Below are 24,857 nucleotides of genomic sequence, written 5' to 3' on the forward strand. Positions count from 1 at the left end.
GCCGGCTCTGCGGCCGGCTTTCTCGGTGTTACACGGTGTGCAGGTACCAGTTGTACTCGAGGTCGGAGATGGTGGTCTCGAACTCCTGCAGCTCGGCTTCCTTGCATGCGACGAAGATGTCGATGTACTTCGGGTCGATGTACTTGTTCAGCACTTCGCTGTCGTCCAGCTCGCGCAGGGCATCGCGCAGGTTGTTCGGCAGGCTGGGTTCGAGCTGTTCGTAGGAGTTGCCCTCGATCGGCTCGCCCGGTTCGATCTGGTTGGTCAGGCCGTGGTGGATACCGGCGAGAATCGAAGCCAGCATCAGGTAGGGGTTGGCATCAGCACCGGCAACGCGGTGTTCGATGCGTACCGCGTCGGCGCTGCCAGTCGGCACGCGTACGGCCACGGTGCGGTTGTCCAGCGCCCAGCTCGGTGCATTGGGCACGTAGAACTGTGCGCCGAAGCGACGGTAGGAGTTGACGTTGGGGCAGAGGAAAGCCATCGACGCCGCCATGGTGTCGAGAATGCCGCCCACGGCATGGCGCAGCGAGGTGTTCTGCAGCGGATCGTCGGCGGCGAAGATGTTCTTGCCGGTCTTCTTGTCCAGCAGCGAGATATGCACGTGCAGACCATTGCCCGCCTGGCCCGGGTAGGGCTTGGCCATGAAGGTGGAATCCATTTCATGGTCGTAGGCGATGTTCTTGATCAGGCGCTTGAGCAGCAGCGCGTAGTCGCAGGCCTTGATGGCATCTTCGACGTGATGCAGGTTGACCTCGAACTGCGCCGGGGCGCTTTCCTTGACGATGGCGTCGGCCGGGATGTCCTGCTCCTTGGCCGCTTCGAGCATGTCCTGCAGGCAATCGACGTACTCGTCGAGGTCGTCGATCAGGTAGACCTGAGTGGAATGCGGGCGTTTGCCGGAGATCGGCGAGCGTGGCGGCTGCGGGCGACCGTTCACGTTCTCCTGGTCGATCAGGTAGAACTCCAGTTCGAAGGCTGCGCAGATACGCAGGCCCAGTTCGTCGAACTTCTGCACCACCTGGCGCAATACCTCGCGCGGGTCGGCGAAGAAAGGCGTGCCGTCCAGCTCGTGCATGGTCATCAGCAGCTGCGCGGTGGGGCGCTTCTGCCAGGGTTCGTTGCACAGGGTATTGGGGATGGGGAAGCAGATACGGTCGGCGTCACCGATATCCAGGCCAAGGCCGGTGCTCTCGACGGTGGAACCGTTGATGTCGAGGGCGAAGAGCGAGGCCGGCAGGTTGATGCCTTTCTCGTACACCTTGTGCAGGGCGTTTCGATCGATGCGCTTGCCGCGCACCACGCCATTCATATCTGCAATAAGAAGGTCGACGAACTGGACCTCGGGATGTTCCTTGAGGAACGCGTTCGCTTCGTTAAGCTGAACGGCACGCGGGGGTACCGACATGATGCAACACCTTTTTGTTAAATATATCAATCATGCGACTGCATGGGTGTGAGTCAATCCGAAACGCACTTTACTGTCAAGCTGGCCCAATGATGCCCTGTAGTGGGGCGTGGTGGCCATTTTTGGGGCATTTCAAGGCCTTTCAGCGGGCTCCAAGCGTTGATCTCTCAGGCTGCTCAGTGGGGTGTGTTCAATTTTTTACAGAGCTATTGTGTAAAAAAATGAACAAGGCTAAGCTCAGTTCAAACCCATAACAGCAATAATACGGGTGTCTCATGTTTTGCCTGCCGGCCATCGGCGTCAGCGCTTGCGCCAGGACCATCGGTCACGCGACCTCTTCCCTCATCAACGAGGCGAGCCCGCTCATCATGCAGGCCGGATCAGTCATGAGCATGACCGCTGCAACGCAGCAACATCTCTCCCTTGCGGCCTCTGCGCCGCGTGGCCTGTCTCGTCAGGCTGTTCGCTCATTCCATACCCTGCACGATAGCGTACGTGGCTGCGCAACGCTCCCTGGCGTGCGCCCAGGCCGTTGCTCTGCAGCGCACCGCTCACTCGCGGGCTTTGCTGGGCTCGCGCAATCCCCCGAGCTAGAAGGCTCGGCGCTCGTGAGAAAGGGTGAGCGATTTTATTTCGGTGGAGTGAAATGCCAGGTGTCGGAGGTGCCGCACCCCTAGTAGCATCCACCCGAATATCTCGCCTTCTTTCAGGCCTTTGGTGAGGCTTGCAGGGAGAAGGCGGGGCAACGCTGAACCCGCTATAACTCAAGCTGGTTCTACAACCCTGAGGTCTCTATGAGTACCAAGCTAGACCAGCTCACGAGCTGGCTGAAAGAACGCAAAATCACCGAAGTCGAATGCCTGATCAGTGACCTGACCGGCATTGCCCGCGGCAAGATCTCGCCGACCAACAAGTTTCTCGACGAGAAAGGCATGCGCCTCCCCGAGAGCGTGCTGCTGCAGACCGTGACGGGCGACTATGTCGAGGACGACATCTATTATGACCTGCTGGACGAAGCGGACATCGACATGTTCTGCCGTCCGGATGCCAACGCTGTCTTCGTCGTGCCCTGGGCCATCGAGCCCACTGCCATGGTGATCCACGATACGTTCGACAAGCAGGGCAACCCCATCGAACTGTCGCCGCGCAACATTCTCAAGAAGGTGTTGCAGATGTACGCCGAGAAGGGCTGGAAGCCCATCGTCGCGCCGGAGATGGAGTTCTATCTGACCAAGCGCAACAGCGATCCGGACTTCCCGCTGGTAGCGCCTGTTGGCCGCTCCGGCCGCCCGGAAACCGGACGTCAGAGCTTTTCCATCGATGCGGCCAACGAGTTCGACCCGCTGTTCGAAGACATGTACGACTGGTGCGAGCTGCAAGGCCTGGATCTGGATACCCTGATCCACGAAGAAGGCCCGGCGCAGATGGAAATCAACTTCCGTCATGGCGATGCACTGCACCTGGCCGACCAGATTCTGGTGTTCAAACGCACCATGCGTGAGGCCGCACTCAAGCATGACGTGGCGGCCACCTTCATGGCCAAGCCGATCACCGACGAGCCTGGCAGCGCCATGCACATCCACCAGAGCGTGGTCGACATCAAAACCGGCAAGAACATCTTCTCCAACGAAGACGGGACGATGAGCGAGCTGTTCATGCACCACATCGGGGGGTTGCAGAAATACATCCCCGAGCTGTTGCCGCTGTTCGCGCCGAACGTCAACTCGTTCCGCCGCTTCCTGCCCGATACCTCGGCGCCGGTGAACGTGGAGTGGGGCGAGGAAAACCGCACCGTAGGCCTGCGCGTACCTGAGGCCAGCCCGCAGAACCGCCGCGTGGAAAACCGCCTGGCTGGCGCTGATGCCAACCCCTACCTGGTGCTGGCGGCGACCCTGCTGTGCGGCTACATGGGCATGGTTGGCGGGGTCAAGCCCGGTGCACCGGTCAAGGGCCGCGGTTACGAGCGTCGCAATCTGCGCCTGCCGGTGACCATCGAGAGCGCCCTGGAGCGTATGGAAGCCTGCAAGGACGCCGAGAAATTCCTCGGCGAGAAGTTCATCCGTGGCTATGTCGCGGTCAAGCGTGCCGAGCACGAGAACTTCAAGCGCGTGATCAGCTCCTGGGAACGCGAGTTCCTCCTGCTGTCGGTGTAATGCATTGATGGCACTGTGGAAGGGCTTCAGTGGCGATGGCCGCCGCTGGAGCACCTCCCACGAACCAACGGATTTTTCGTGGGCCGCCAAGGCGGCTCGCACCAATAAGGTGTTGTGATGAACCAGCAATCCAAGAACCCCAAGACCGCCCAGTGGCAGGCCCTGAGCCAGGCCCACCACCTGGCGCCGTTCAGTGATTACAAGCAGCTGGCCGAGAAGGGCCCGCGCATCATCACCGAGGCAAAAGGCGTGCACCTGTGGGACAGCGAGGGCAACAAGATCCTCGATGGCATGGCCGGTCTGTGGTGCGTGGCCGTCGGCTATGGCCGCGAGGAGCTGGTCGAAGCTGCCGCTACGCAGATGCGCCAGTTGCCGTTCTACAACACCTTCTTCCAGACCGCCCATCCGCCGGTGTTGGAGTTGGCGCATGCCATTTCCCAGCTGGCGCCGGCCGGCATGAACCACGTGTTCTTCACCGGCTCGGGCTCGGAGGGCAATGACACCATGCTGCGCCTGGTACGCCACTACTGGGCGTGCAAGGGCCAGTCGAGCAAGAAGATCATCATCGGCCGCGACAATGGTTACCACGGCTCCACCGTGGCCGGTGCCAGCCTCGGCGGCATGAAGTTCATGCACGAGCAGGGCGACCTGCCGATCCCCGGTATCGCCCATATTCCGCAGCCGTACTGGTTCGGTGAGGGCGGCGACCAATCGCCTGAAGCATTCGGTATCTGGGCTGCCGACCAGTTGGAGAAGAAGATTCTCGAACTGGGCGTGGACAATGTCGCGGCTTTTATCGCCGAGCCGATCCAGGGTGCTGGCGGTGTGATCATTCCGCCCGAGACCTACTGGCCGCGCATCAAGGAAATCCTGGCCAAGTACGACATTCTTTTCGTCGCCGATGAAGTGATCTGCGGTTTCGGCCGTACCGGCGAGTGGTTCGGCAGCCAGTACTACGACCTCAAGCCTGACCTGATGACCATCGCCAAGGGCCTTACCAGCGGTTACGTGCCGATGGGCGGGTTGATCGTCAGCGACAAGGTGTTCGAGGTGATCGAGGCGCACGGCGATTTCAACCATGGCTTTACCTATTCCGGCCATCCAGTGGCGGCAGCGGTGGGCCTGGAGAACCTGCGCATTCTCAAGGAAGAAGGCATCGTCGAGCGGGTGAAGGCAGAAACGGCACCGTATTTGCAGCGTCGTCTACGTGAGCTGGCCGATCACCCGCTGGTGGGCGAAGTGCGCGGCGTCGGCATGCTTGGCGCCATCGAGTTGGTGCAGGACAAGGCGACGCGCACACGTTATCCGGGTGACAAGGCGGTAGGCATGATCTGCCGCGGCCACTGCTTTAATAACGGTCTGATCATGCGCGCCGTGGGCGACACCATGATCATCGCGCCACCACTGGTGATCAGCCAGGCGGAAGTGGATGAGCTGGTAGAGAAAGCACGCAAGTGCCTGGATCTGACCCTGCGTGACCTGTCGGTCTGAAAGCCCGCAGTCACGGAAAGTTGTCAGCGGTGCCATGACCTTGCCAGACTGCGCCAGAGTGCACGAGCCGGCCTGATTCGAACGGCTTGCGCGACCTCTGGAATAACGACACAACAACAGGAGCTGTACGCATGAAAACATTCGGCAAGACCCTTCTCGCGTTGTCCCTGACCGCGGCCGTGGCAGGCGCTGCTCAGGCTGACAGCAAGGTGCTGCATGTCTACAACTGGAGCGATTACATCGCCGAAGACACGCTGGCCAACTTCGAGAAGGAAACCGGCATCAAGGTCGTCTACGACGTCTTCGACAGCAACGAAGTACTGGAAGCCAAGCTGCTGGCCGGCAGCTCCGGTTACGACGTAGTCGTGCCGTCCAACCCGTTCCTGGCCAAGCAGATCAAGGCTGGCGTGTTCCAGAAACTGGACAAGTCCAAGCTGCCGAACTGGTCGAACCTGGACAAGGACCTGCTCAAGGCCCTGGAGCCGAGCGATCCGGGCAACCAGTACTCGATCCCCTACATGTGGGGCACCATCGGCATCGGCTACAACGTCGAGAAGGTCAAGGCCGTGCTCGGCGAAGACGCGCCGGTCGACTCCTGGGATCTGGTGTTCAAGCCCGAGAACATGGAAAAGCTCAAGGCCTGCGGCGTTTCCTTCCTCGATTCCCCAACCGAAATTCTCCCGGCCGCTCTGCACTACCTGGGCTACGCCCCGGACAGCAGCAAGGCTGACGAACTGAAGAAGGCCGAGGAACTGTTCCTCTCCATCCGTCCTTCGGTGGCTTACTTCCACAGCTCCAAGTACATCTCCGACCTGGCCAACGGCAACATCTGCGTCGCCATCGGCTACTCGGGCGATATCTACCAGAGCAAGGCACGCGCCGAAGAAGCGAAGAACGGCGTGGAAGTCGGCTACAACATTCCGAAGGAAGGCGCGGGCTCCTTCTTCGACATGCTGGCAGTGCCGGCCGACGCCAAGAACGTCGAAGCTGCACACGTGTTCCTCAACTACCTGATGGAGCCGGCGGTGATGGCCAACATCACCAACTACGTGCAGTTCCCCAACGGCAACGCCGCAGCTACGCCGCTGGTCGATGAGGCGCTGCGCACCGATCCGGGCGTTTACCCGACTCCGGAAGTGCTGAAGAAGATCTACACCTTCCCGGACCTGGCGCCGGCGGTGCAGCGCAACATGACCCGCAGCTGGACCAAGATCAAGTCCGGTCGCTAAGCAACGAAGCAACGCCGCCTGGCGGGTTCGCCCGCCAGGTACCCAAATCGCGAGAAGAGGAAACGTTATGCGTCGTTCTACCCTGCTGGCCGGCCTTGTCGCCGCTGCCATTGGCATGTCCGCAGCTCAGGCAGCCGATCGTGTGGTCAAGGTCTACAACTGGTCCGACTACATTGCGCCGGACACCATCGCCGAGTTCGAGAAGGAAACCGGTATCAAGGTGGTGTATGACGTTTTCGACTCCAACGAAACCCTCGATGGCAAGCTGGCCACCGGCCAAAGCGGCTATGACGTGGTGGTGCCTACCAACCACTTTCTAGCCAAGCAGGTACGTGCCGGCACCTACCTGAAACTGGACAAGTCCAAACTGCCCAACCTGGTCAATCTCGATCCGACCATCATGAAGAACCTGGCCGCGGGCGACCCCGGCAACGAATACTCGGTGCCCTACCTGTGGGGCACCAATGGCATCGGCCTGAACGCCACCAAGGCCCGTGCCGTGCTCGGCGATGACGCACCGCTGGATTCCTGGGCGCTGCTGTTCGATCCGCAATATGCCGAGAAACTCGCCTCCTGTGGCATCGCCCTGCTCGACTCGGGCGACGAAGTGCTGCCGCAGACGGTCAACTACCTGGGCATGTCGCCGCATACCACCAAGCGCGAAGACTACGAGAAGGCCTTCGAGCAGATGATGAAGGTGCGTCCCTACATCACCTACTTCCACAGTTCCAAGTTCATCTCCGATCTGGCCAACGGCAACATCTGCGCCGCTTTCGGTTACTCCGGTGACGTGCTGCAGGCCGCCGACCGCGCCGAAGAGGCCGGCCGCAGCGACGAGATCATCTACATCATTCCCAAGGAAGGCACCGCCATGTGGGCGGACCTGCTGGCGATTCCCAAGGACTCGAAGAACGTCGACGAAGCGCACGCCTTCATCAACTACCTGCTGCGCCCCGACGTGATCGCCAAGATCAGCGACTACGTGGCCTACGCCAACCCCAACCTCAAGGCCACCGAGCTGGTCGACGAGAGCGTGCGCGAGAACCCGGGCGTTTATCCCAGCGAGGAGGTCATGGCCAAACTCTACGTTGCCGAGGAGCGTACGCCCGAGGTGCAACGCTGGCTGACCCGCGACTGGACGAGAATCAAGAGCGGACGCTGATCGGCGGAAGATTTTCCTATAAAGTGCCGCGCCTTTTTCGGGCGGCACACAATAACGAGGATGATACTGTGCGAGTTACCCTGCCCAAGTCTCTGATCGCCCTGGCGGCCTCCGCTGTCTGTGGTGTGGCCCTGGCCCAACCCAAGGTGCACATCTACAACTGGAGCGATTACATCGGTGAAGAGACGCTGGCCAAGTTCGAGGCGAAAACCGGCATCAAGCCGATCTATGACGTCTTCGACTCCAACGAAACCCTCGAAGGCAAACTGCTCGCCGGCCGCAGTGGCTACGATGTGGTGGTGCCGTCCAACCACTTCCTCGGCAAGCAGATTCGCGCCGGCGCCTTCCAGCCACTCGACCGCAGCAAGCTGAGCAACTGGGACAATCTCGATCCGGCGCTGCTCAAGCAGCTGGAGACCAACGACCCCGGTAACCAGTATTCGGTGCCCTACCTGTGGGGCACCAACGGCATCGGCTACAACGTCGAGAAGGTCAAGGCCGCGCTCGGCGTCGAGGAGATCGATTCCTGGGCCGTGCTGTTCGAGACCGAGAACATCAAGAAGCTCAGCCAGTGCGGCGTCGCCTTCCTCGATTCCGGTGATGAAATGATCCCGGCCATGCTCAATTACCTTGGCCTGGACCCCAACAGCACCAACCCCGACGACTACGCCAAGGCCGAGGCCAAGCTGCTGGAAGTGCGCCCCTACGTCACCTACTTCCACAGCTCCAAGTACATCGGTGATCTGGCCAACGGCAACATCTGCGTGGCTGCCGGTTTCTCCGGCGACATCCTGCAGGCCGCCGACCGTGCCGACGAGGCTGGCAAGGGCATCGAAATCGCCTACAGCATTCCCAAGGAAGGTGCCAACCTCTGGTTCGACATGATGGCCATTCCCGCCGACGCGGCGAACGCCGAACAGGCGCATGCCTTCATCAACTTCCTCCTCGCGCCCGAGGTGATCGCCGAAGTCAGTGACTACGTCGGTTATGCCAACCCCAATACCAAGGCGGATGAATTCATGGATGAGGAGGTGCGCAACGACCCCTCCGTTTACCCGTCACAAGCGGTGCTGGACAAACTGTACATCTCCGCCGAGCTGCCGGTTCGCGTGCAGCGCCTGATGACCCGCAGTTGGACCAAGGTCAAGTCGGGTCAGTAATCGTTCCTGCCCGGCCGCAGGGGTCGGGCACAATCTTCCGGGAGTTTTCCTAAATGGCTGTTGCCTCCAGCGCCTACAAAAAAGCCCTCGAGGGGGATCAGACACCGAAAGAGGTGCTGGTCAAGATCGATCGGGTGACCAAGAAGTTCGACGAGACGGTGGCCGTCGACGATGTCTCGCTGACCATCAACAAGGGCGAGATCTTCGCTCTGCTGGGTGGCTCCGGCTCCGGCAAGTCGACCCTGCTGCGCATGCTCGCCGGCTTCGAGCGTCCGACCGAAGGACGCATCATCCTCGATGGCGTCGACATCACCGACATGCCGCCCTACCAGCGGCCGATCAACATGATGTTCCAGTCCTACGCGCTGTTCCCGCACATGACAGTGGCGCAGAACATCGCCTTCGGCCTGCAGCAGGACAAGCTGCCCAAGGCCGAGATCGAAGAGCGCGTGGCCGAGATGCTCAAGCTGGTACACATGACCCAGTACGCCAAGCGCAAGCCACACCAGCTCTCCGGTGGTCAGCGTCAGCGCGTGGCCCTGGCCCGCTCCCTGGCCAAGCGCCCCAAGCTGCTGCTGCTCGACGAGCCGATGGGTGCGCTGGACAAGAAGCTGCGTTCGCAGATGCAGCTGGAACTGGTGGAGATCATCGAGCGTGTCGGCGTGACCTGTGTGATGGTGACCCACGACCAGGAAGAGGCCATGACCATGGCCCAGCGCATCGCCATCATGCACCTGGGCTGGATTGCCCAGACCGGTAGCCCGATCGATATCTACGAGACGCCGACCAGCCGCCTGGTGTGTGAGTTCATCGGCAACGTCAACCTGTTCGACGGTCAGATCACCAGCGACGAGGCCGACCACGCGATCATCGACTGCCCGCATCTGGACAAGCCGATCTACATCGGCCACGGCGTCAGCACGCGCGCCGAGAACAAGTCCGTCAGCTACGCCCTGCGCCCGGAAAAACTGCTGATGGCCACCGCGCTGCCGGATGACCACGAGCATCCCGATTACAACTGGAGCCGTGGCCACGTGCACGACATCGCCTACCTCGGCGGTCACTCGGTGTACCACGTCAAGCTCACTTCCGGGCAGATCGTGCAGTGCTTCATCGCCAACGCCGAGCGCCGCGGCAAGCGCCCGACCTGGGACGATCCGGTGGTGGTGTACTGGGAAGACGACAGCGGCGTGGTACTGCAATCATGAAACCGAGCAAACTGGTGCGCTATCTGCCCACTGGGCGGCATGCCGTTATCGGCATACCCTTCCTCTGGCTGTTCATGTTCTTCCTGCTGCCATTCATCATCGTGCTGAAGATCAGCTTCGCCGAAGCCGACGTGGCGATTCCGCCCTATACGGAAATCTACCAGTGGGCGGACAACAAGCTGACGCTGCTGTTGAATTTCGGCAACTACATCTTCCTTAGCGAAGATGCCCTGTACCTGTCGGCCTACCTGGGTTCGCTGCAGATCGCCTTCTTTAGCACCTTGCTCTGCCTGTTGATCGGCTACCCGATGGCCTATGCCATCGCCCGGGCGCCGAAAGAGCACCAGACGGTACTGCTGCTGCTGATCATGATGCCGACCTGGACTGCGATCCTGATCCGCGTCTATGCCTGGATGGGCATCCTCGGCAACAACGGCCTGCTCAACAGCCTGCTGATGGGCATTGGTCTGATCGATACGCCGCTGCAGATTCTCAACACCAACACCGCGGTCTATATCGGCGTCGTGTATTCGTACCTGCCGTTCATGATCCTGCCGCTCTACGCCAACCTGGTGAAGCACGACCTCAGCCTGCTGGAGGCCGCCTCCGATCTGGGGTCGAGTAATTTCAACAACTTCTGGAAGATCACCGTGCCGCTGTCGAAGAACGGCATCATCGCCGGCTCCATGCTGGTGTTCATTCCGGTGGTCGGCGAGTTCGTCATCCCCGAACTGCTTGGCGGCCCGGAGACCCTGATGATCGGCAAGGTGCTGTGGCAGGAGTTCTTCAACAACCGCGACTGGCCGGTAGCGTCCGCCCTGGCCGTGGTGATGCTGGCGATCCTGATCGTGCCCATCATTCTCTTTAACCGTAACCAGGCGAAAGAACTGGAGGGCCGCCCATGAAGCGTTTCAGTTTCTCCAGCATCATGCTCTGGGCTGGCTTGATCTTCATCTACCTGCCCATGGTCATTCTGGTCATCTACTCGTTCAACGCCTCGCGGCTGGTAACGGTGTGGGGCGGCTGGTCGGTGAAGTGGTACGTCGGTTTGCTGGACAACACCCAGCTGATGAACTCGGTGATGCGCTCGCTGGAAATCGCCTGCTACACCGCCATCGCGGCGGTGGCGCTGGGCACCCTCGCGGCCTTCGTGCTGACCCGCATCACCCACTTCAAGGGCCGCACCCTGTTCGGTGGCCTGGTCACCGCGCCGCTGGTGATGCCGGAAGTGATCACCGGTCTGTCGCTGCTGCTGCTGTTCGTGCTGATGGCGCAGCTGATCGGCTGGCCAATGCAGCGTGGCATGACCACCATCTGGATCGCCCACACCACCTTCTGCTCGGCCTATGTGGCGGTGGTGGTGTCGTCGCGTCTACGTGAACTGGACATGTCCATCGAAGAGGCGGCCATGGACCTGGGGGCGCGGCCGTGGAAGGTGTTCTTCCTGATCACCGTGCCGATGATCGCGCCGTCGCTGGCAGCAGGGGCGATGATGTCCTTCGCCCTGTCGCTGGACGACCTGGTATTGGCCAGCTTCGTCTCTGGTCCGGGTTCGACTACCTTGCCAATGGAGATCTTCTCCGCCGTGCGCCTGGGGGTTAAGCCGGAGATCAACGCGGTGGCCAGCCTGATCCTGCTGGCGGTGTCGTTTGCCACCTTCCTGGCCTGGTTCTTCGCCCATCGCGCCGAGGAAAAACGCAAGAAGGCCATGCAGCAGGCCATGGACGAGACCACCAATCCGTCCTGGCAGCAGGTCGTCGACAGCCGTCGCAGCACCAGCAGCAACTGAGCTTCTGGCTGAAAGCAAAACGGGCCCCGCGGGGCCCGTTTTTCATGCGGTAGGGTGCGCCGTGCATGCGCTATTTCACCAACGCCTTCCAGGCCTTGAGGCTGTTCACGATCTGCGTCTGAGTCGCACGCAGTTGGCGCTGCTCATCGTCCAATTCCTGCTGCGCCAGACCATACAGCTTGTTCAGCTCGCCATACAGGCGGTCGACCTCGGGCACTTCCAGCACGCCTCGCGCCAGACGCAACCAGACCAGCAGGCGCTCCAGGCGCGGCATCTGCTCAGCCAGATCTTCCGGTTGCTGCTGGTAGCGACGCAGTTGCAGGGCCGTGCCTTCTTCGTTCAGCAGGGTCGGCAGCCAGTTGCCCAGGGCTGCGTTACCCTGGCGGTTACCGCGATTGTTGCGCTCTGCCGTCCAGCTGCGTTGCAGCAGCCAGTGCGACAGCTTCAGCGACAGCAGGCCCCAGCGGCAGCCATCCAGTTCGGCGGCGAACAGCGCGGGAGCGTTGCGCCGCATGCTGTCGTCGTGCTGCCCAGCCGCCAGGCGCGGTCGCCAGTCATCGAGCAGCGCATCGAGTGCTTCACGCAATTCGCGCGAGCTGGCACGCGGCGCCGCCTGGCCGAGGCTGGCGAGCAGGGCGCGCAGGTCGATCAGTTGCTCCAGCCATTGCTGCAACAGACTCCAGTGACCATTCCAGCGATACTGCTCGGCCAGGCGCTGGCTGGCGCCGAGCAGGTGCCAGGCGAGTGCGGCGAAAGTGTCGTCCAGGCTCATCTCACCCTGCAGCTTGGGTGCTGGCAGGCTGAGGTTATAGCTGCCAGCATCGAACAGACGATAGCCCCGCTCGGCCTTGCTGATGTCGCAGGGCATCAGCGGCAGTTCGGCGGCCAGCTCACAGGCCAGCTCCAGCAGCGCGGCGGGTTCGCCCTGGCGCAGCTCCAGCTCCAGCTCGCAAATCTCTTCTTCGCCTTCACCGGCGATCACCTTGCCCAGGTCCAGCGCGGCTTCGATGACGACCTTGGCCTTGCCACGGCCCCAGGCAATCTCCGCTTTTTCACGGACGAAATCGGTGGTGAACAGCGGCTGCAGGGTTTTCTTGTCCAGTTCGGCCAGGCTGGCCGGCCAGCAACTGTCGTCGAGCTTTTTCAGGTCGAGCTTGGCCTTGCTCAGGTACCAGTCCCACTCGTTGCGTTCGGACAGGCCGGCGACGCTCTGGCCGCGGCTCTTCAGGGTCTGGATGAACTGCTCGCCGTCACGGCGCAGGCGCAGGGCGACCTTGGCCCCGGCCAACTCGCGATCGGGGGTGTCATAGTACTGGTTGAACAGTTCGCCGCGTTGCCAGCCGCTCTTGTTGCGCTTCTTCAGCAGCGGGTGTTCACGCAGTGCTGCCAGGGTGGCGCGGCTGGCGCGCAGTTTGATTTCGGTTTCTTTGACCATGGTGAGGAGCTAGATAGCCTTTTATGAAAATGTGACAGACCGATGACACGCGCTGGCGGATGACGAAGCCGGTCCCTATACTTGCGGCCTTCTCAAAACGGGGGCTTACCCTATGCCTATCAATCCCTTTGTCAGCCTGTTCGGCCGTTCACCCATCGGCCCCATGCAACAGCATATCGCCAAGGCCCACGAGTGCGCGGCGAACCTGGTGCCCTTCTTCGAGGCCATAATGGCCGAGGATTGGGTCAAGGTAGAACAGGTACAACAGGAGATGTCCCGGCTGGAGCACGAGGCCGACAAGCTGAAGAAAAGCGTGCGTCTGCACCTGCCCAAGAGCCTGTTCCTGCCGGTGCCGCGTTCGGACCTGCTTGAGCTGCTCAGTGTACAGGACAAAGTCGCCAACCGTGCCAAGGACATCGCCGGCCTGATGCTTGGCCGCCAGATGGCCATTCCGCAGGCGCTGCAGCCGCTGATGCGCACCTACGTGCAGCGCAGTGTGGACGCCAGCGCCCAGGCGCTGAAGGCGATGAACGAATTGGACGAGCTGCTCGAGACCGGTTTCGCCGGCCGTGAAGCGGTGCTTGTGGAAACCCTGATCGAGGAGCTCGGTTCGATCGAAAACGATACCGATCGCCTGCAAATCGAGGTGCGCCGCAACCTGTTCAAGCTGGAGAAGGACCTTCCCCCGGTCGATGTGATGTTCCTCTATCAGATCATCGACTGGGTCGGCGATGTCGCCGACCGCGCCCAACGAGTGGGCAACCGACTGGAACAACTGCTGGCGCGCTAAGCGCCAGTGTCCTTTCTGGGATCTACGGAAAACTAATTTATGTCTCTGATTGCGGACTACGGGCTGGTTCTGCTCGTTCTTGCCTGCCTTTTCGGTTTTTTCATGGCCTGGGGTGTTGGAGCCAACGATGTAGCCAATGCTATGGGTACATCCGTTGGCTCGCGTGCACTTACCATCAAGCAGGCGATCATCATCGCCATGGTCTTCGAGTTCGCCGGTGCCTATCTGGCTGGCGGCGAGGTGACCGAAACCATCAAGAACGGCATCGTCGATGCCAACATGATCAGCCCCAATCTGATGGTGCTGGGCATGATGTCGGCGTTACTGGCAGCCGGTACCTGGCTGCTGGTGGCTTCGACACGTGGCTGGCCGGTATCGACCACACATACCATCGTCGGTGCCGTGATCGGCTTCGCTGCAGTCGGCGTGTCGATGGATGCGGTGCACTGGGGCGGCGTCGGCCCTATCGTCGCCAGTTGGGTGGTTACGCCGCTGCTGGCCGGGATCATCTCCTTCTGCCTGTTCGTCAGCGTGCAGAAACTGATCATCGACACCGATAATCCCTTCCTGAACGCCAAGCGCTACGTACCGCTGTACATGTTCATCACCGGTTTTGTGATCTCGCTGATGACCATGACCAAGGGCCTCAAGCATGTTGGTCTGAACCTTTCCAGCACCGAAGGGTTCCTGCTTTCGGTCGCTATCGGTGTGCTGGTCATGCTCATCGGTATTGCCCTGCTCAGCCGCATCCATGTCGATGTCGAGGCTGACAAGGCCTTCCATTTCTCCAGCGTGGAGAAAGTGTTTGCCATCCTGATGATCTTCACCGCCTGCTCCATGGCATTTGCTCATGGCTCCAACGACGTGGCCAATGCGGTCGGTCCGCTGGCCGCCATCGTCGGCGTGATCCAGAGTGGCGGTGAGCTGGCTGCCGGGGAAAAGTCTCTGGTACCGGGCTGGATTCTGCTGCTGGGTGCACTGGGTATCGTGGTCGGCCTGGCCACCTACGGTTACAAGGTTATCGCCACCATCGGCAAGGAAATCACCGAGCTGACGCCAAGCCGTGGTTTTGCTGCGGAGCTGGCTGCCGCCACCACCGTAGTCAGCGCTTCAGGTCTGGGGCTGCCGGTTTCCACCACCCACACCCTGGTCGGCGCCATTCTCGGTGTTGGCCTGGCACGCGGCATCGGCGCACTGAACCTGGGCATGATCGGCAAGATCTTCCTGTCCTGGATCATTACCCTGCCGGCAGGTGCGATCCTGTCGATCATCTTCTTCTTCATCCTGCGCGCGCTGTTCGGCGGGGTTTGATTCCACTTCGGCGGTTTCACCGACAGGACGATGCCCCTATGATGGGGCATCGTTTTAGGAGATCGCCGATGCCCCTGCCGTCCTTTCAAGAGCAGTTCGCTGCGCTGATCGCTGCGCCATCGGTGAGCTGCACCCAGCCCAATTGGGACCAGAGCAACGCGCCCGTCATCGAGCTGCTCGCTGCCTGGCTGGGTGATCTGGGTTTTGCCTGCGAAACCCAGCAGATCGCTCCGGGCAAATTCAACCTGCTCGCCAGCTATGGCTCCGGCCCTGGCGGTCTGGTGCTGGCCGGGCATAGCGACACCGTGCCCTTCGATGCCGCGCTGTGGCAGACCGACCCACTCAAGCTGACCGAGGTCGGCGACCGCTGGGTGGGCCTCGGCAGTTGCGACATGAAAGGTTTTTTTGCCCTGGCCATCGAAGCCGTGCGGCCGCTGCTCGATCAGCCGTTCAAGCAACCCCTGCTGATCCTTGCCACCTGTGATGAAGAGAGCTCCATGGCCGGCGCCCGCGCCCTGGCCGAGGCCGGCCGGCCGCTTGGCCGTGCGGCGGTGATTGGCGAGCCGACCGGCCTCAAGCCCATCCGCCTGCACAAGGGTGTGATGATGGAGCGCATCGACATTCTCGGCCAGAGCGGCCACTCCTCCGACCCGGCGCTTGGCCGCAGTGCGCTGGAGGCCATGCAGGACGTGATGGGCGAGTTGCGCGGCCTGCGCGCGCAGTGGCAACGCGAGTTCAACAACCCGCAATTCGGCGTGCCGCAACCGACGCTGAATCTTGGCTGCATCCATGGCGGCGATAATCCCAACCGCATCTGTGGCCAGTGCGCGCTGGAGTTCGACCTGCGCCCGTTGCCGGGCATGGACCCGGAGCAACTGCGTGAGGCGATTCGCGGCAAGCTGCAGCCGTTGGCGCTCAAGCATCAGGTGCGCATCGACTACGGCCCGTTGTTCCCGGCCGTACCGCCCTTCGAGCAATCTGCCGATGCCGAGCTGGTGCGCCTGGCCGAGCGTCTGACCGGGCACAGCGCGCAAGCGGTGGCATTTGGCACCGAGGCGCCTTATCTTCAGCAACTTGGCTGCGAGACCCTGGTGCTCGGCCCCGGTGACATCGACTGCGCCCACCAGCCCGGGGAACACCTGGAGCTGGCGCGCATCGAACCCACTGTGGCGCTGCTGCGCCAGTTGATCCAACACTATTGCCTGACGCGGAGTGAAGACGTGCAACGACGATGAGAGCCAGCCCCGAGCCCGCCCTATCGCTCATGGCGGGTTGTACCCGCCCTACGTCTGGACGCCACGGATCTCTACATGCACGACTACGTCACCTGGTTACGCCACGCTTCGCCCTACATCAACGCTCACCGCGACTGCACGTTCGTGGTCATGCTGCCGGGCGAGGGCGTTGCCCACCCGAACTTCGCCAATATCGTCCACGATCTGGTGCTGCTGCACAGCCTCGGTGTGCGCCTGGTGCTGGTACACGGCTCGCGTCCGCAGATCGAGGCGCGCCTGGCTGCTCGTGGCCTGATCCCGCATTACCATCGCGACTTGCGCATCACCGACGCACCGACCCTGGAATGCGTGATCGACGCCGTCGGCCAGTTGCGCATCGCCATCGAAGCGCGCCTGTCGATGGACATGGCCGCCTCGCCGATGCAGGGCTCGCGCCTGCGTCTGACCAGCGGCAACTTCGTCACCGCGCGGCCGATCGGCGTGCTCGACGGCATCGACTATCACCACACCGGCGAAGTGCGGCGTATCGATCGCAAGGGCATCAATCGCCAACTCGACGAGCGCAGCATCGTGCTGCTGTCGCCGCTGGGGTACTCGCCTACCGGGGAGATCTTCAATCTGGCCTGTGAGGACGTCGCTACCCGCGCGGCTATCGACCTGGGTGCGGACAAGCTATTGCTGTTCGGCGCCGAAGACGGTCTGCTCGACGAGCAGGGCAGGTTGGTGCGTGAGCTGCGCCCACAGCAGGTGCCGGCGCATCTGGCGCGCCTGGGCAGCAATTATCAGGGCGAACTGCTCGATGCCGCAGCCGAGGCCTGCCGTGGCGGCGTCAAACGCAGCCACATCGTCAGCTACGCCACCGATGGCGCGCTGCTCAGCGAGCTGTTCACCCGCACCGGCAACGGCACGCTGGTGGCGCAGGAGCAGTTCGAATCTCTGCGTGAGGCGACCATCGAGGATGTCGGCGGTCTGATCGAGCTGATCAGCCCGCTGGAAGAGCAGGGCATTCTGGTGCGTCGTTCGCGCGAGGTGCTGGAGCGCGAGATCGAGCAGTTCAGCATCGTCGAACGCGAGGGGCTGATCATCGCCTGCGCAGCGCTCTATCCCATCGCCGATTCCGACTGTGGCGAGCTGGCCTGCCTGGCGGTCAATCCTGATTACCGCCATGGCGGCCGCGGCGACGAGTTGCTCGAACGCATCGAGGCCAGGGCGCGGGCGCAGGGGATCAAGATCCTGTTCGTACTCACCACCCGCACCGCCCACTGGTTCCGCGAGCGCGGCTTCGAGCCAAGCAGCGTCGAGCGCATGCCCACCGCGCGGGCGTCGCTGTACAACTACCAGCGCAATTCGAAGGTATTCGAGAAGACGTTGTAAGCGAGGGGTATGAATCGCAGCGAACTGTAGGAGCGGATTTATCCGCGAGCTTCGCGGCTGAAGCCGCTCCTACAGAATTGATTCCAATCGCAACTGCTCTCAGGCGCTGTGCTGCTGCAGGCGCATCTGCTCGAAGCCGTCGTCCCAGCCGGCCTCCCAGGCCGCAGCGGGGATTTCGTCAGGGTAGGGCTGGCGGGTCCTGGGTTGGCCAGTAAGGCCGGCCATATAACCTTGCTGGTAGGCCTTGGTCAGGCTTTCCAGGCTCCATTGCGGCGTGGCGTCATCGGCCATGGGCGCTGCTCGTCTATCGTCCTTTACCCGGCAATGCTAGCTGGCCGGGCGGCCAAGGGAGTGGCCGCCCATCCTGGCTTTTGCTCCGCTGGTTGGCTTTGTGACGCAGTCGACGCTTCGCCGCCTTACACGGCCAAAGCCAGAATGCTCGCCTGGTAGGCCGCGACGAAAGCATCGAAATCACCCTTGGGCTGCGCTTCAAGCTCTGCCTGCGCGGCCAGCGAGTCGTGGGCGGCCTGTTCGAAGGCTTGCTGCTGCTGCGTGCTGAGCGGTTGAGCGCGGAAGTATTCGGCGTGACGCTGGCTCTGCTGCAGGGCGAACTCGGTGAAGCTCGTGCCTTGACGCAGAATCGCCAGGACCTGCGCCGATGGCGTCATCGCCACATCCGCGACCTTGGCTTGCTGTTGCGCCAACGCCTCGATATGCACGCTGCTGCCCTGGCTGCGGTCGAGCAGTTCGGCCAGCGGCAGGATGCGTTCGAGCAGCTCGCTGGCCCACACCTTGAGCTCCACCTGCTGGTTGCCTCTGTGCAGATGCAGGCCGGGACGACGACCTTCCTTGACCACCTTGAGGAAGTTGCTGGTGCAACTGCTGCACTCACCGTTCTCCAGCAGCGGACTGTCTTCCAGTGCACAGAACAGCAGGAAGGCGTCGATGAAGCGCGCCTGCGCCACATCGATGCCCAGTGGCAGGAAGGGGTTGATGTCCAGGCAGCGCACTTCCACGTATTGCACGCCACGGCTCATCAACGCCTGGATCGGGCGCTCGCCGCTGTAGGTGACGCGTTTCGGGCGGATGCTCGAGTAGTACTCGTTCTCGATCTGCAGGATGTTGGTGTTCAGCTGCAGCCACTCGTCGCCGCGCTTGATGCCGGCCTCGACATAGGCCGGGTAGGGCGTGCCTACCGCGAGGCGAAGGCTGTCGGTGTAGCTGGCCAGGTCGTTGTAGCAGGGGGTCAGGCCGGACTGCGCGCTGCTCTGGTAACCCAGGTCGCTCATGCGCAGGCTGGTGGCGTAGGGCAGGTACAGGGTGCTGGTGTCCAGCTCCTGAAGCTGGTGCGGGCGGCCACGCATGAAGCCTTTGTCCAGCGCCGGCGAGGCACCGAACAGGTACATCAGCAGCCAGCTGTAGCGACGGAAGTTGCGGATCAGTGCGATATAGCGCGCCGACTGATAGTCACGCGCACTCTGCTCGTTGCCTTCGCTCTGCTGTTGCAGCTGCCACAGCCCCTCGGGCAGGGAGAAGTTGTAGTGGATGCCGGCGATGCACTGCATGGTCTTGCCGTAACGCAGCGCCAGACCCTTGCGGTACACGTACTTGAGGCGGCCAATGTTGGAGCTGCCGTAGCGGGCGATGGGAATGGTCTCCTCGTCCGGCAGGGCACAGGGCATCGACGGGCTCCACAGCAGTTCGCCATCGAGCTTGTCGTAGGCGAAGCGGTGGATGCTGTCCAGTTCGGCGAGGGTGGCGGCTGGATCATTGGCGGTGCCGGTGATGAACTCCAGCAGCGACTCGGAATAGTCGGTGGTGATCTGCGAATGGGTCAGCGCCGAGCCCAGAGCCTGCGGGTGCGGGGTCAGGGCCAGTTGGCCATCGCGGTCGACGCGCAGGCATTCGCGCTCGATGCCGTGCAGACACTCACCCAGCAGGGACAGGTTGGCCGGCTCGCCGAGCTGAGCCAGGCGGCGGGAGAGAAGATCGCTCAAGATGCAATTCCTAACTGGGCAGTCGCCACAATATGGGGATCGCCCCTGCACTCTGCAAGGGGCGAACGGTTTGCCAGATTAGACCAGGCCGAGCGCGGGCGATTACACGCAGGCGAAGGTGCCTTGCGCCTTGGCGACCAGCTTGTCGCCCTGCAGCACTTCGGCTTCCACCACCTGTGTGCGGCGACCGGCGTGCAGCACCTTGGCGTGGCACAGCACGTTGCCCTCGGATACCGGGCGGATGTAGTTGATCTTGCACTCCAGGGTCACGCTGCTCGGGCCGCCATCGCCCAGGCTATGGCTGGCCTGACCCATGGCGGTGTCGATCAGCGAGAACAGCGCGCCGCCGTGCAGCTTGCCGTGCAGGTTGCGCAGCTCGTCGGTGAGAGTCAGGCGCACGCGCGCCTCGCCGCCGCCGACCTGGAGAATCTCCAGGCCGAGCAGGCGGGAAAAGGCGCTGCTGGCGCCCACGTTGTCAGTCGTGCTCATTTCTTCAACTGCTTGGCGTTGGCGAACAGGGCGGCCATGCCGCCGGTGGCAGGTGCCGGTTTGTCCTGGCTGGAATGGCGTTCGCTGCGTGGGGGATTGCCGCCGCGGTTGCCACCGCGCGACTGGCCGCCACGCGCGCCCTCGACTTTCTCGCCGGGGGTGTCGCCCATGCGCATGGACAGGGCGATACGGTTACGCGGGATGTCCACTTCCATCACCTTGACCTTGACCACGTCGCCGGCCTTGACCGCCTCGTGCGGGTCCTTGATGAACTTCTCCGACAATGCGCTGATGTGCACCAGACCGTCCTGGTGCACGCCGATATCGACGAAGGCGCCGAAGTTGGTGACGTTGGTCACCACGCCTTCGAGCACCATGCCCAGCTTGAGGTCATTGAGGGTTTCCACGCCTTCCTGGAACTCGGCGGTCTTGAACTCCGGACGCGGATCGCGGCCGGGCTTGTCCAGTTCCTTGAGGATGTCGCCGACGGTTACCAGGCCGAAGCGCTCATCGGTGAACTTGGCCGGGTCGAGGCGCTTGAGGAAGCTCGAATCGCCGATCAGCGAGCGGATGTCGCGGCCGGTGTCCTGGGCGATGCGCTCGACCAGCGGGTAGGTTTCCGGGTGCACCGCGGAGGCGTCCAACGGGTTGTCGCCGCTCATCACGCGGAGGAAGCCGGCAGCCTGTTCGAAGGTCTTGTCGCCCAGGCGCGGTACCTTCTTGAGCTCGGCGCGCGAGGCGAAGGCGCCGTTGGCGTCGCGATACTGCACGATGTTCTGCGCCAGGGTGGCGTTGAGGCCGGAGATGCGTGCCAGCAGGGCGGCGGAGGCGGTGTTGACGTCCACGCCGACGGCGTTCACGCAGTCCTCGACCACGGCGTCCAGGCTGCGCGCCAGCTTGAGCTGCGACACGTCGTGCTGGTACTGGCCGACGCCGATGGATTTCGGGTCGATCTTCACCAGTTCGGCCAGCGGGTCCTGCAGGCGACGGGCGATGCTTACTGCGCCGCGCAGGGACACGTCGAGATCGGGGAATTCACGGGCGGCCAGCTCCGACGCCGAGTACACCGAGGCACCGGCCTCGGAGACCATCACCTTGGTCAGTTTCAGGCCCGGTACTTTCTTGATCAGCTCGGCGGCCAGCTTGTCGGTCTCACGGCTGGCGGTGCCGTTGCCGATGGAGATCAGGTCGACGCCATGCTTGGCGCACAGCTTGGCGAGGATGGCCAGGGTGCCGTCCCAGTCGTTGCGCGGCGCGTGCGGGTAGACGGTGGCGGTTTCCAGCACCTTGCCGGTGGCATCGACCACGGCCACCTTGCAGCCGGTGCGCAGACCCGGGTCGAGCGCCAGGGTGGCGCGGGGGCCGGCCGGTGCGGCCAGCAGCAGGTCATGCAGGTTGCGGGCGAATACGGCAATCGCCTCGTCCTCGGCCTTTTCGCGCAGCTCGCCGAGCAGGTCGGTTTCAAGGTGGTTGTACAGCTTGACCTTCCAGGTCCAGCGCACCACTTCGGCCAGCCACTTATCGGCGGCACGGCCTTGCGCGCTGATGCCGAAGCGCTCGCCGATCATCAACTCGCACGGATGCATGGCGCCGGGCAGCTCTTCGCCGACCTTCAGGCTGGCGCTGAGAATACCTTCGTTGCGACCACGGAAGATCGCCAGCGCACGGTGCGACGGCACGCCCTTGAGCGCTTCGTCGTGCTCGAAGTAATCGCTGAACTTGGCGCCTTCGTTTTCCTTGCCTGGCACCAGGCGAGCGCTGAGGGTGGCGTTGTCCTTGAGGAAGCTGCGCAGCTTATCCAGCAGCGCGGCGTCTTCGGCGAAGCGCTCCATGAGGATGTACTTGGCACCTTCGAGCACGGCCTTGACGTCGGCGAAGCCCTTCTCGGCGTCGATGAAGCGCTCGGCTTCCTGCTCCGGAGTCAGGCTCGGATCGTTGAACAGCGCATCGGCCAGCTCGCCAAGACCCGCTTCCAGGGCGATCTGGCCTTTGGTGCGGCGCTTCTGCTTGTACGGCAGGTACAGGTCTTCGAGACGGGTCTTGGTGTCGGCGAGGTCGATCTCGCGCTTGAGCTCGGGCGTCAGCTTGCCCTGTTCCTCGATGCTGGCGAGGATTGCCACGCGACGCTCGTCCAGTTCGCGCAGGTAGCGCAGGCGCTCTTCCAGGTGGCGCAGCTGGGTGTCGTCGAGGCTACCGGTCACTTCTTTACGGTAACGGGCGATGAAGGGCACGGTGGAGCCTTCATCGAGCAGGGCCACGGCGGCGGCAACCTGTTGCGGGCGCACGCCCAGTTCATCGGCGATGCGGTTGTTGATGCTGTCCATATAAAAACTACCCACTGAAGCGACAGGGCGGCCGCAAAGATGCTGGCCAGACACGAAAGCGGCGCATTATAAACACCGCATTCGCGAGAGCTGCGAACCGTTGGGGAAAAATCTGCTAACAATGGCTAAAGCGCCCATCCATGCGCCTGAGCGATAATGCCGCCACTTGCCGTCCTCAGTACGGCTGTCCAAGGAGACGCCATGACCCAGTCCGCTGCCCCTGTCGCCGAAGGCGAGAAGATCCTCATCGTCGATGACGACGCCCGTCTGCGCCGCTTGCTCGAGCGCTTCTTCGATGAGCAGGGCTACCGGGTTCGCGCAGTGGAAAACGTCGAGCAGATGGATCGTCTGCTGGCGCGCGAACTGTTCAATCTGGTGGTGCTGGACCTGATGTTGCCGGGCGAAGACGGTCTCTCTGCTTGCCGCCGCTTGCGTGAAGCCGGCAACCAGATGCCGATCATCATGCTCACCGCCAAGGGCGATGAGTCCAGTCGTATCCAGGGCCTGGAGCTGGGTGCTGACGACTACCTGGCCAAACCCTTCAACCCGCGCGAGCTGCTGGCGCGGATCAAGGCGGTGCTGCGTCGTCAGGCACCGGTGGTGCCGGGTGCGCCGGGCAGCGAAGACGAGAGCGTCAGCTTCGGCGAATACGAACTTTCCCTGGCCACTCGCGAGCTGAAGAAGGGTGAGCAGGTGCACATGCTCACCACCGGCGAGTTCGCCGTGCTCAAGGCGCTGGTGCAACATGCGCGCGAGCCGCTGACTCGCGACAAGCTGATGAACCTGGCCCGTGGCCGCGAGTGGGATGCGCTGGAGCGCTCCATCGATGTGCAGATCAGCCGCCTGCGCCGCCTGATCGAGCCGGACCCGTCCAAGCCGCGCTATATCCAGACTGTCTGGGGTGTGGGCTACGTGTTCGTTCCCGACGGCAACAAGTGATGCGCGTGTGAAGGCTCCCGTCTGGTTCCCGCAAAGCTTCTTCGCCCGCACCCTCTGGCTGGTGCTCGTTGTCGTGCTGTTCTCCAAGGCGCTTACCCTGGTGTATCTGATGATGAACGAGGACGTGCTGGTCGACCGCCAGTACAGCCACGGTGCGGCGCTGACCCTGCGCGCCTACTGGGCAGCCAATCCCGATGATCGCGACCATATCGCCCAGGCCGCCGGGCTCAAGCGCATCCCGCGGGACAAGGTGCCGGCCAGTGAGCAGCACTGGCCCTACAGCGAGATCTTCCAGCGGCAGATGCAAACCGAGCTCGGCCCCGATACCGAAACCCGCGTGCGCGCGACCACGCCGCCAGCGCTGTGGGTGCGGGCGCCGAGTCTCGGCGATGGCTGGGTGCGGGTACCGATGTATCCGCATCCGCTGCGCGGCCAGCGTATCTGGAGCGTGCTCGGCTGGTTCCTGGGTATCGGCCTGCTGTCCACGGCTGCCGCCTGGATCTTCGTGCGCCAGCTCAATGCGCCGCTCAAGCGCCTGGTCTATGCCGCTCGCCAGCTAGGCCAGGGGCGCAGCGTGCGCCTGCCGGTGGGTGATACGCCAAGCGAGATGACCGAGGTGTACCGCGCCTTCAACCAGATGGCCGAGGACGTCGAGCAGGCCGGGCGCGAGCGCGAGCTGATGCTGGCCGGTGTTTCTCATGATCTGCGCACGCCGCTGACGCGCCTGCGCCTGGCCCTGGAATTCATGGATAACGATTCCGAACTGACCGAGGACATGGTGCGCGATATCGAGGACATGGACGCCATCCTCGATCAGTTCCTCGCCTTCATCCGTGACGGGCGCGACGAGCCGGTGGAGGAGCTGGACTTCTCCGAACTGGTGCGCGAAACCCTGGCGCCCTATAACCAGAACGGCGAGCGCGTGCGCCTGTGCCTGGAGCCGATCCCGCCTTTCCCGCTGCGCCGCGTCTCGACCAAGCGCCTGCTTACCAATCTGGTGGAGAACGCCCTCAATCACGGCGGTGGTGATGCCGTCGAGGTGGTCGCCAGCCTGGCCGGCGACCACAACGCGCCTTATGTGGTGCTGAGCGTGCTGGACCGTGGCAACGGTATCGATCCGGCCGAGCTGGACAGCATTTTCAACCCCTTCATTCGTGGGGATCGGGCGCGTGGCGGGCGTGGCACCGGCCTCGGCCTGGCCATCGTCAAGCGCATCGCGGCGCTGCATGGTGGCAGTGTCGAGCTGCGCAATCGCAGCGGTGGCGGCCTCGAGGCGCGGGTGCGCCTGCCGCTCGGCCTGCTGTTGCCGCGCGACGCGGTGTAGCTGACGACCGACCGTCCTGGCGGCGGTCTGGGTGCTGGC

General features: G+C 62.8%; 20 protein-coding genes. 14 read left to right on the forward strand and 6 right to left on the reverse strand.

All coding sequences use genetic code 11. The features are described 5' to 3' along the window. Positions 1-28 precede the first annotated feature (28 nt). Positions 29-1,408, reverse strand: a complete 1,380-nt coding sequence (locus JWV26_RS12445; RefSeq protein ID WP_047591612.1) for a glutamine synthetase family protein — start codon at positions 1,406-1,408, stop codon at positions 29-31. Between the two features lie 794 nt (positions 1,409-2,202). On the opposite strand from JWV26_RS12445, the gene JWV26_RS12450 reads away from it, so the two are divergent. From JWV26_RS12450 to JWV26_RS12485, 8 genes are all read left to right on the forward strand, one after another. Then, positions 2,203-3,561: a glutamine synthetase family protein gene (locus JWV26_RS12450; protein ID WP_017678374.1), complete on the forward strand. Its 1,359-nt coding sequence runs from the start codon at positions 2,203-2,205 to the stop codon at positions 3,559-3,561. A 117-nt stretch (positions 3,562-3,678) separates the two neighbouring features. After that, positions 3,679-5,052, forward strand: a complete 1,374-nt coding sequence (locus JWV26_RS12455) for an aspartate aminotransferase family protein (protein ID WP_206416980.1) — start codon at positions 3,679-3,681, stop codon at positions 5,050-5,052. 131 nt (positions 5,053-5,183) lie between these two features. Continuing rightward, complete coding sequence (locus JWV26_RS12460; RefSeq protein WP_017678376.1) at positions 5,184-6,281, forward strand: extracellular solute-binding protein; 1,098 nt, start codon at positions 5,184-5,186, stop codon at positions 6,279-6,281. A gap of 67 nt (positions 6,282-6,348) precedes the next feature. Continuing rightward, a complete protein-coding gene (locus JWV26_RS12465) occupies positions 6,349-7,443 on the forward strand; it encodes a polyamine ABC transporter substrate-binding protein (protein WP_074913574.1) in 1,095 nt (364 codons plus the stop codon). A 68-nt stretch (positions 7,444-7,511) separates the two neighbouring features. Then, positions 7,512-8,603: a polyamine ABC transporter substrate-binding protein gene (locus tag JWV26_RS12470; protein ID WP_074913575.1), complete on the forward strand. Its 1,092-nt coding sequence runs from the start codon at positions 7,512-7,514 to the stop codon at positions 8,601-8,603. A gap of 53 nt (positions 8,604-8,656) precedes the next feature. After that, positions 8,657-9,811: a polyamine ABC transporter ATP-binding protein gene (gene potA, locus JWV26_RS12475; protein ID WP_072423498.1), complete on the forward strand. Its 1,155-nt coding sequence runs from the start codon at positions 8,657-8,659 to the stop codon at positions 9,809-9,811. Further along, the gene (locus JWV26_RS12480) at positions 9,808-10,716 is read left to right on the forward strand and encodes an ABC transporter permease subunit (protein ID WP_420890268.1); all 909 of its coding nucleotides are present in this window, start codon (positions 9,808-9,810) and stop codon (positions 10,714-10,716) included. Before potA ends, JWV26_RS12480 begins: the two co-directional genes overlap by 4 nt. Beyond that, positions 10,713-11,600, forward strand: a complete 888-nt coding sequence (locus tag JWV26_RS12485) for an ABC transporter permease subunit (RefSeq protein ID WP_017678381.1) — start codon at positions 10,713-10,715, stop codon at positions 11,598-11,600. Before JWV26_RS12480 ends, JWV26_RS12485 begins: the two co-directional genes overlap by 4 nt. Before the next feature lie 70 nt (positions 11,601-11,670). Here JWV26_RS12485 and JWV26_RS12490 read toward each other — a convergent pair whose 3' ends face one another. Continuing rightward, positions 11,671-13,035: a CYTH domain-containing protein gene (locus tag JWV26_RS12490; protein ID WP_206416981.1), complete on the reverse strand. Its 1,365-nt coding sequence runs from the start codon at positions 13,033-13,035 to the stop codon at positions 11,671-11,673. A gap of 112 nt (positions 13,036-13,147) precedes the next feature. Here JWV26_RS12490 and JWV26_RS12495 point away from each other — a divergent pair, with 112 nt between their 5' ends. The 4 genes from JWV26_RS12495 (at position 13,148) to argA (ending at position 17,745) form a co-directional block, all read left to right on the forward strand. Further along, positions 13,148-13,825, forward strand: coding sequence for a TIGR00153 family protein (locus JWV26_RS12495; protein ID WP_072423495.1), 678 nt, complete (start codon positions 13,148-13,150; stop codon positions 13,823-13,825). Between the two features lie 39 nt (positions 13,826-13,864). Continuing rightward, entirely contained in the window at positions 13,865-15,136 is a 1,272-nt protein-coding gene (locus JWV26_RS12500) for an inorganic phosphate transporter (protein ID WP_072423494.1), read from the forward strand. Between the two features lie 68 nt (positions 15,137-15,204). Next, a complete protein-coding gene (argE, locus tag JWV26_RS12505) occupies positions 15,205-16,371 on the forward strand; it encodes an acetylornithine deacetylase (RefSeq protein WP_072423493.1) in 1,167 nt (388 codons plus the stop codon). A gap of 75 nt (positions 16,372-16,446) precedes the next feature. Then, positions 16,447-17,745, forward strand: a complete 1,299-nt coding sequence (argA, locus tag JWV26_RS12510) for an amino-acid N-acetyltransferase (protein ID WP_206416982.1) — start codon at positions 16,447-16,449, stop codon at positions 17,743-17,745. Between the two features lie 99 nt (positions 17,746-17,844). On the opposite strand, the gene rmf is transcribed toward argA, so the two are convergent. The 4 genes from rmf to JWV26_RS12530 all read right to left on the reverse strand — a co-directional run bounded on the left by rmf (position 17,845) and on the right by JWV26_RS12530 (position 22,555). Further along, a complete protein-coding gene (rmf, locus tag JWV26_RS12515; RefSeq protein WP_017678387.1) occupies positions 17,845-18,036 on the reverse strand; it encodes a ribosome modulation factor in 192 nt (63 codons plus the stop codon). 125 nt (positions 18,037-18,161) lie between these two features. Next, positions 18,162-19,742 (reverse strand): glutamate--cysteine ligase, encoded by a 1,581-nt coding sequence (gene gshA / locus JWV26_RS12520; RefSeq protein ID WP_206416983.1) that lies wholly within the window; start codon positions 19,740-19,742, stop codon positions 18,162-18,164. A 102-nt stretch (positions 19,743-19,844) separates the two neighbouring features. Then, entirely contained in the window at positions 19,845-20,231 is a 387-nt protein-coding gene (locus tag JWV26_RS12525; RefSeq protein ID WP_072423490.1) for a PaaI family thioesterase, read from the reverse strand. After that, entirely contained in the window at positions 20,228-22,555 is a 2,328-nt protein-coding gene (locus tag JWV26_RS12530) for a Tex family protein (RefSeq protein WP_206416984.1), read from the reverse strand. Before JWV26_RS12530 ends, JWV26_RS12525 begins: the two co-directional genes overlap by 4 nt. 201 nt (positions 22,556-22,756) lie before the next feature. On the opposite strand from JWV26_RS12530, the gene ompR reads away from it, so the two are divergent. Continuing rightward, entirely contained in the window at positions 22,757-23,494 is a 738-nt protein-coding gene (ompR, locus tag JWV26_RS12535) for an osmolarity response regulator transcription factor OmpR (RefSeq protein WP_021487699.1), read from the forward strand. A gap of 7 nt (positions 23,495-23,501) precedes the next feature. Beyond that, positions 23,502-24,818 (forward strand): ATP-binding protein, encoded by a 1,317-nt coding sequence (locus JWV26_RS12540; protein WP_072423488.1) that lies wholly within the window; start codon positions 23,502-23,504, stop codon positions 24,816-24,818. Positions 24,819-24,857 lie beyond the last annotated feature (39 nt).

The organism is Ectopseudomonas toyotomiensis (genome assembly GCF_017167985.1).
Lineage (GTDB): Bacteria > Pseudomonadota > Gammaproteobacteria > Pseudomonadales > Pseudomonadaceae > Aquipseudomonas > Aquipseudomonas toyotomiensis.

Coding starts and splice junctions, on each gene's coding strand:
- rmf (WP_017678387.1), bottom strand. CDS start 18,036: ATGGCCGATGACGCCACGCCGCAATGGAGCCTGGAAAGCCTGACCAAG.
- argE (WP_072423493.1), top strand. CDS start 15,205: ATGCCCCTGCCGTCCTTTCAAGAGCAGTTCGCTGCGCTGATCGCTGCG.
- JWV26_RS12480 (WP_420890268.1), top strand. CDS start 9,808: ATGAAACCGAGCAAACTGGTGCGCTATCTGCCCACTGGGCGGCATGCC.
- JWV26_RS12525 (WP_072423490.1), bottom strand. CDS start 20,231: ATGAGCACGACTGACAACGTGGGCGCCAGCAGCGCCTTTTCCCGCCTG.
- JWV26_RS12495 (WP_072423495.1), top strand. CDS start 13,148: ATGCCTATCAATCCCTTTGTCAGCCTGTTCGGCCGTTCACCCATCGGC.
- JWV26_RS12500 (WP_072423494.1), top strand. CDS start 13,865: ATGTCTCTGATTGCGGACTACGGGCTGGTTCTGCTCGTTCTTGCCTGC.
- JWV26_RS12485 (WP_017678381.1), top strand. CDS start 10,713: ATGAAGCGTTTCAGTTTCTCCAGCATCATGCTCTGGGCTGGCTTGATC.
- JWV26_RS12530 (WP_206416984.1), bottom strand. CDS start 22,555: ATGGACAGCATCAACAACCGCATCGCCGATGAACTGGGCGTGCGCCCG.
- JWV26_RS12445 (WP_047591612.1), bottom strand. CDS start 1,408: ATGTCGGTACCCCCGCGTGCCGTTCAGCTTAACGAAGCGAACGCGTTC.
- JWV26_RS12455 (WP_206416980.1), top strand. CDS start 3,679: ATGAACCAGCAATCCAAGAACCCCAAGACCGCCCAGTGGCAGGCCCTG.
- JWV26_RS12450 (WP_017678374.1), top strand. CDS start 2,203: ATGAGTACCAAGCTAGACCAGCTCACGAGCTGGCTGAAAGAACGCAAA.
- argA (WP_206416982.1), top strand. CDS start 16,447: ATGCACGACTACGTCACCTGGTTACGCCACGCTTCGCCCTACATCAAC.
- JWV26_RS12490 (WP_206416981.1), bottom strand. CDS start 13,035: ATGGTCAAAGAAACCGAAATCAAACTGCGCGCCAGCCGCGCCACCCTG.
- potA (WP_072423498.1), top strand. CDS start 8,657: ATGGCTGTTGCCTCCAGCGCCTACAAAAAAGCCCTCGAGGGGGATCAG.
- JWV26_RS12460 (WP_017678376.1), top strand. CDS start 5,184: ATGAAAACATTCGGCAAGACCCTTCTCGCGTTGTCCCTGACCGCGGCC.
- JWV26_RS12465 (WP_074913574.1), top strand. CDS start 6,349: ATGCGTCGTTCTACCCTGCTGGCCGGCCTTGTCGCCGCTGCCATTGGC.
- ompR (WP_021487699.1), top strand. CDS start 22,757: ATGACCCAGTCCGCTGCCCCTGTCGCCGAAGGCGAGAAGATCCTCATC.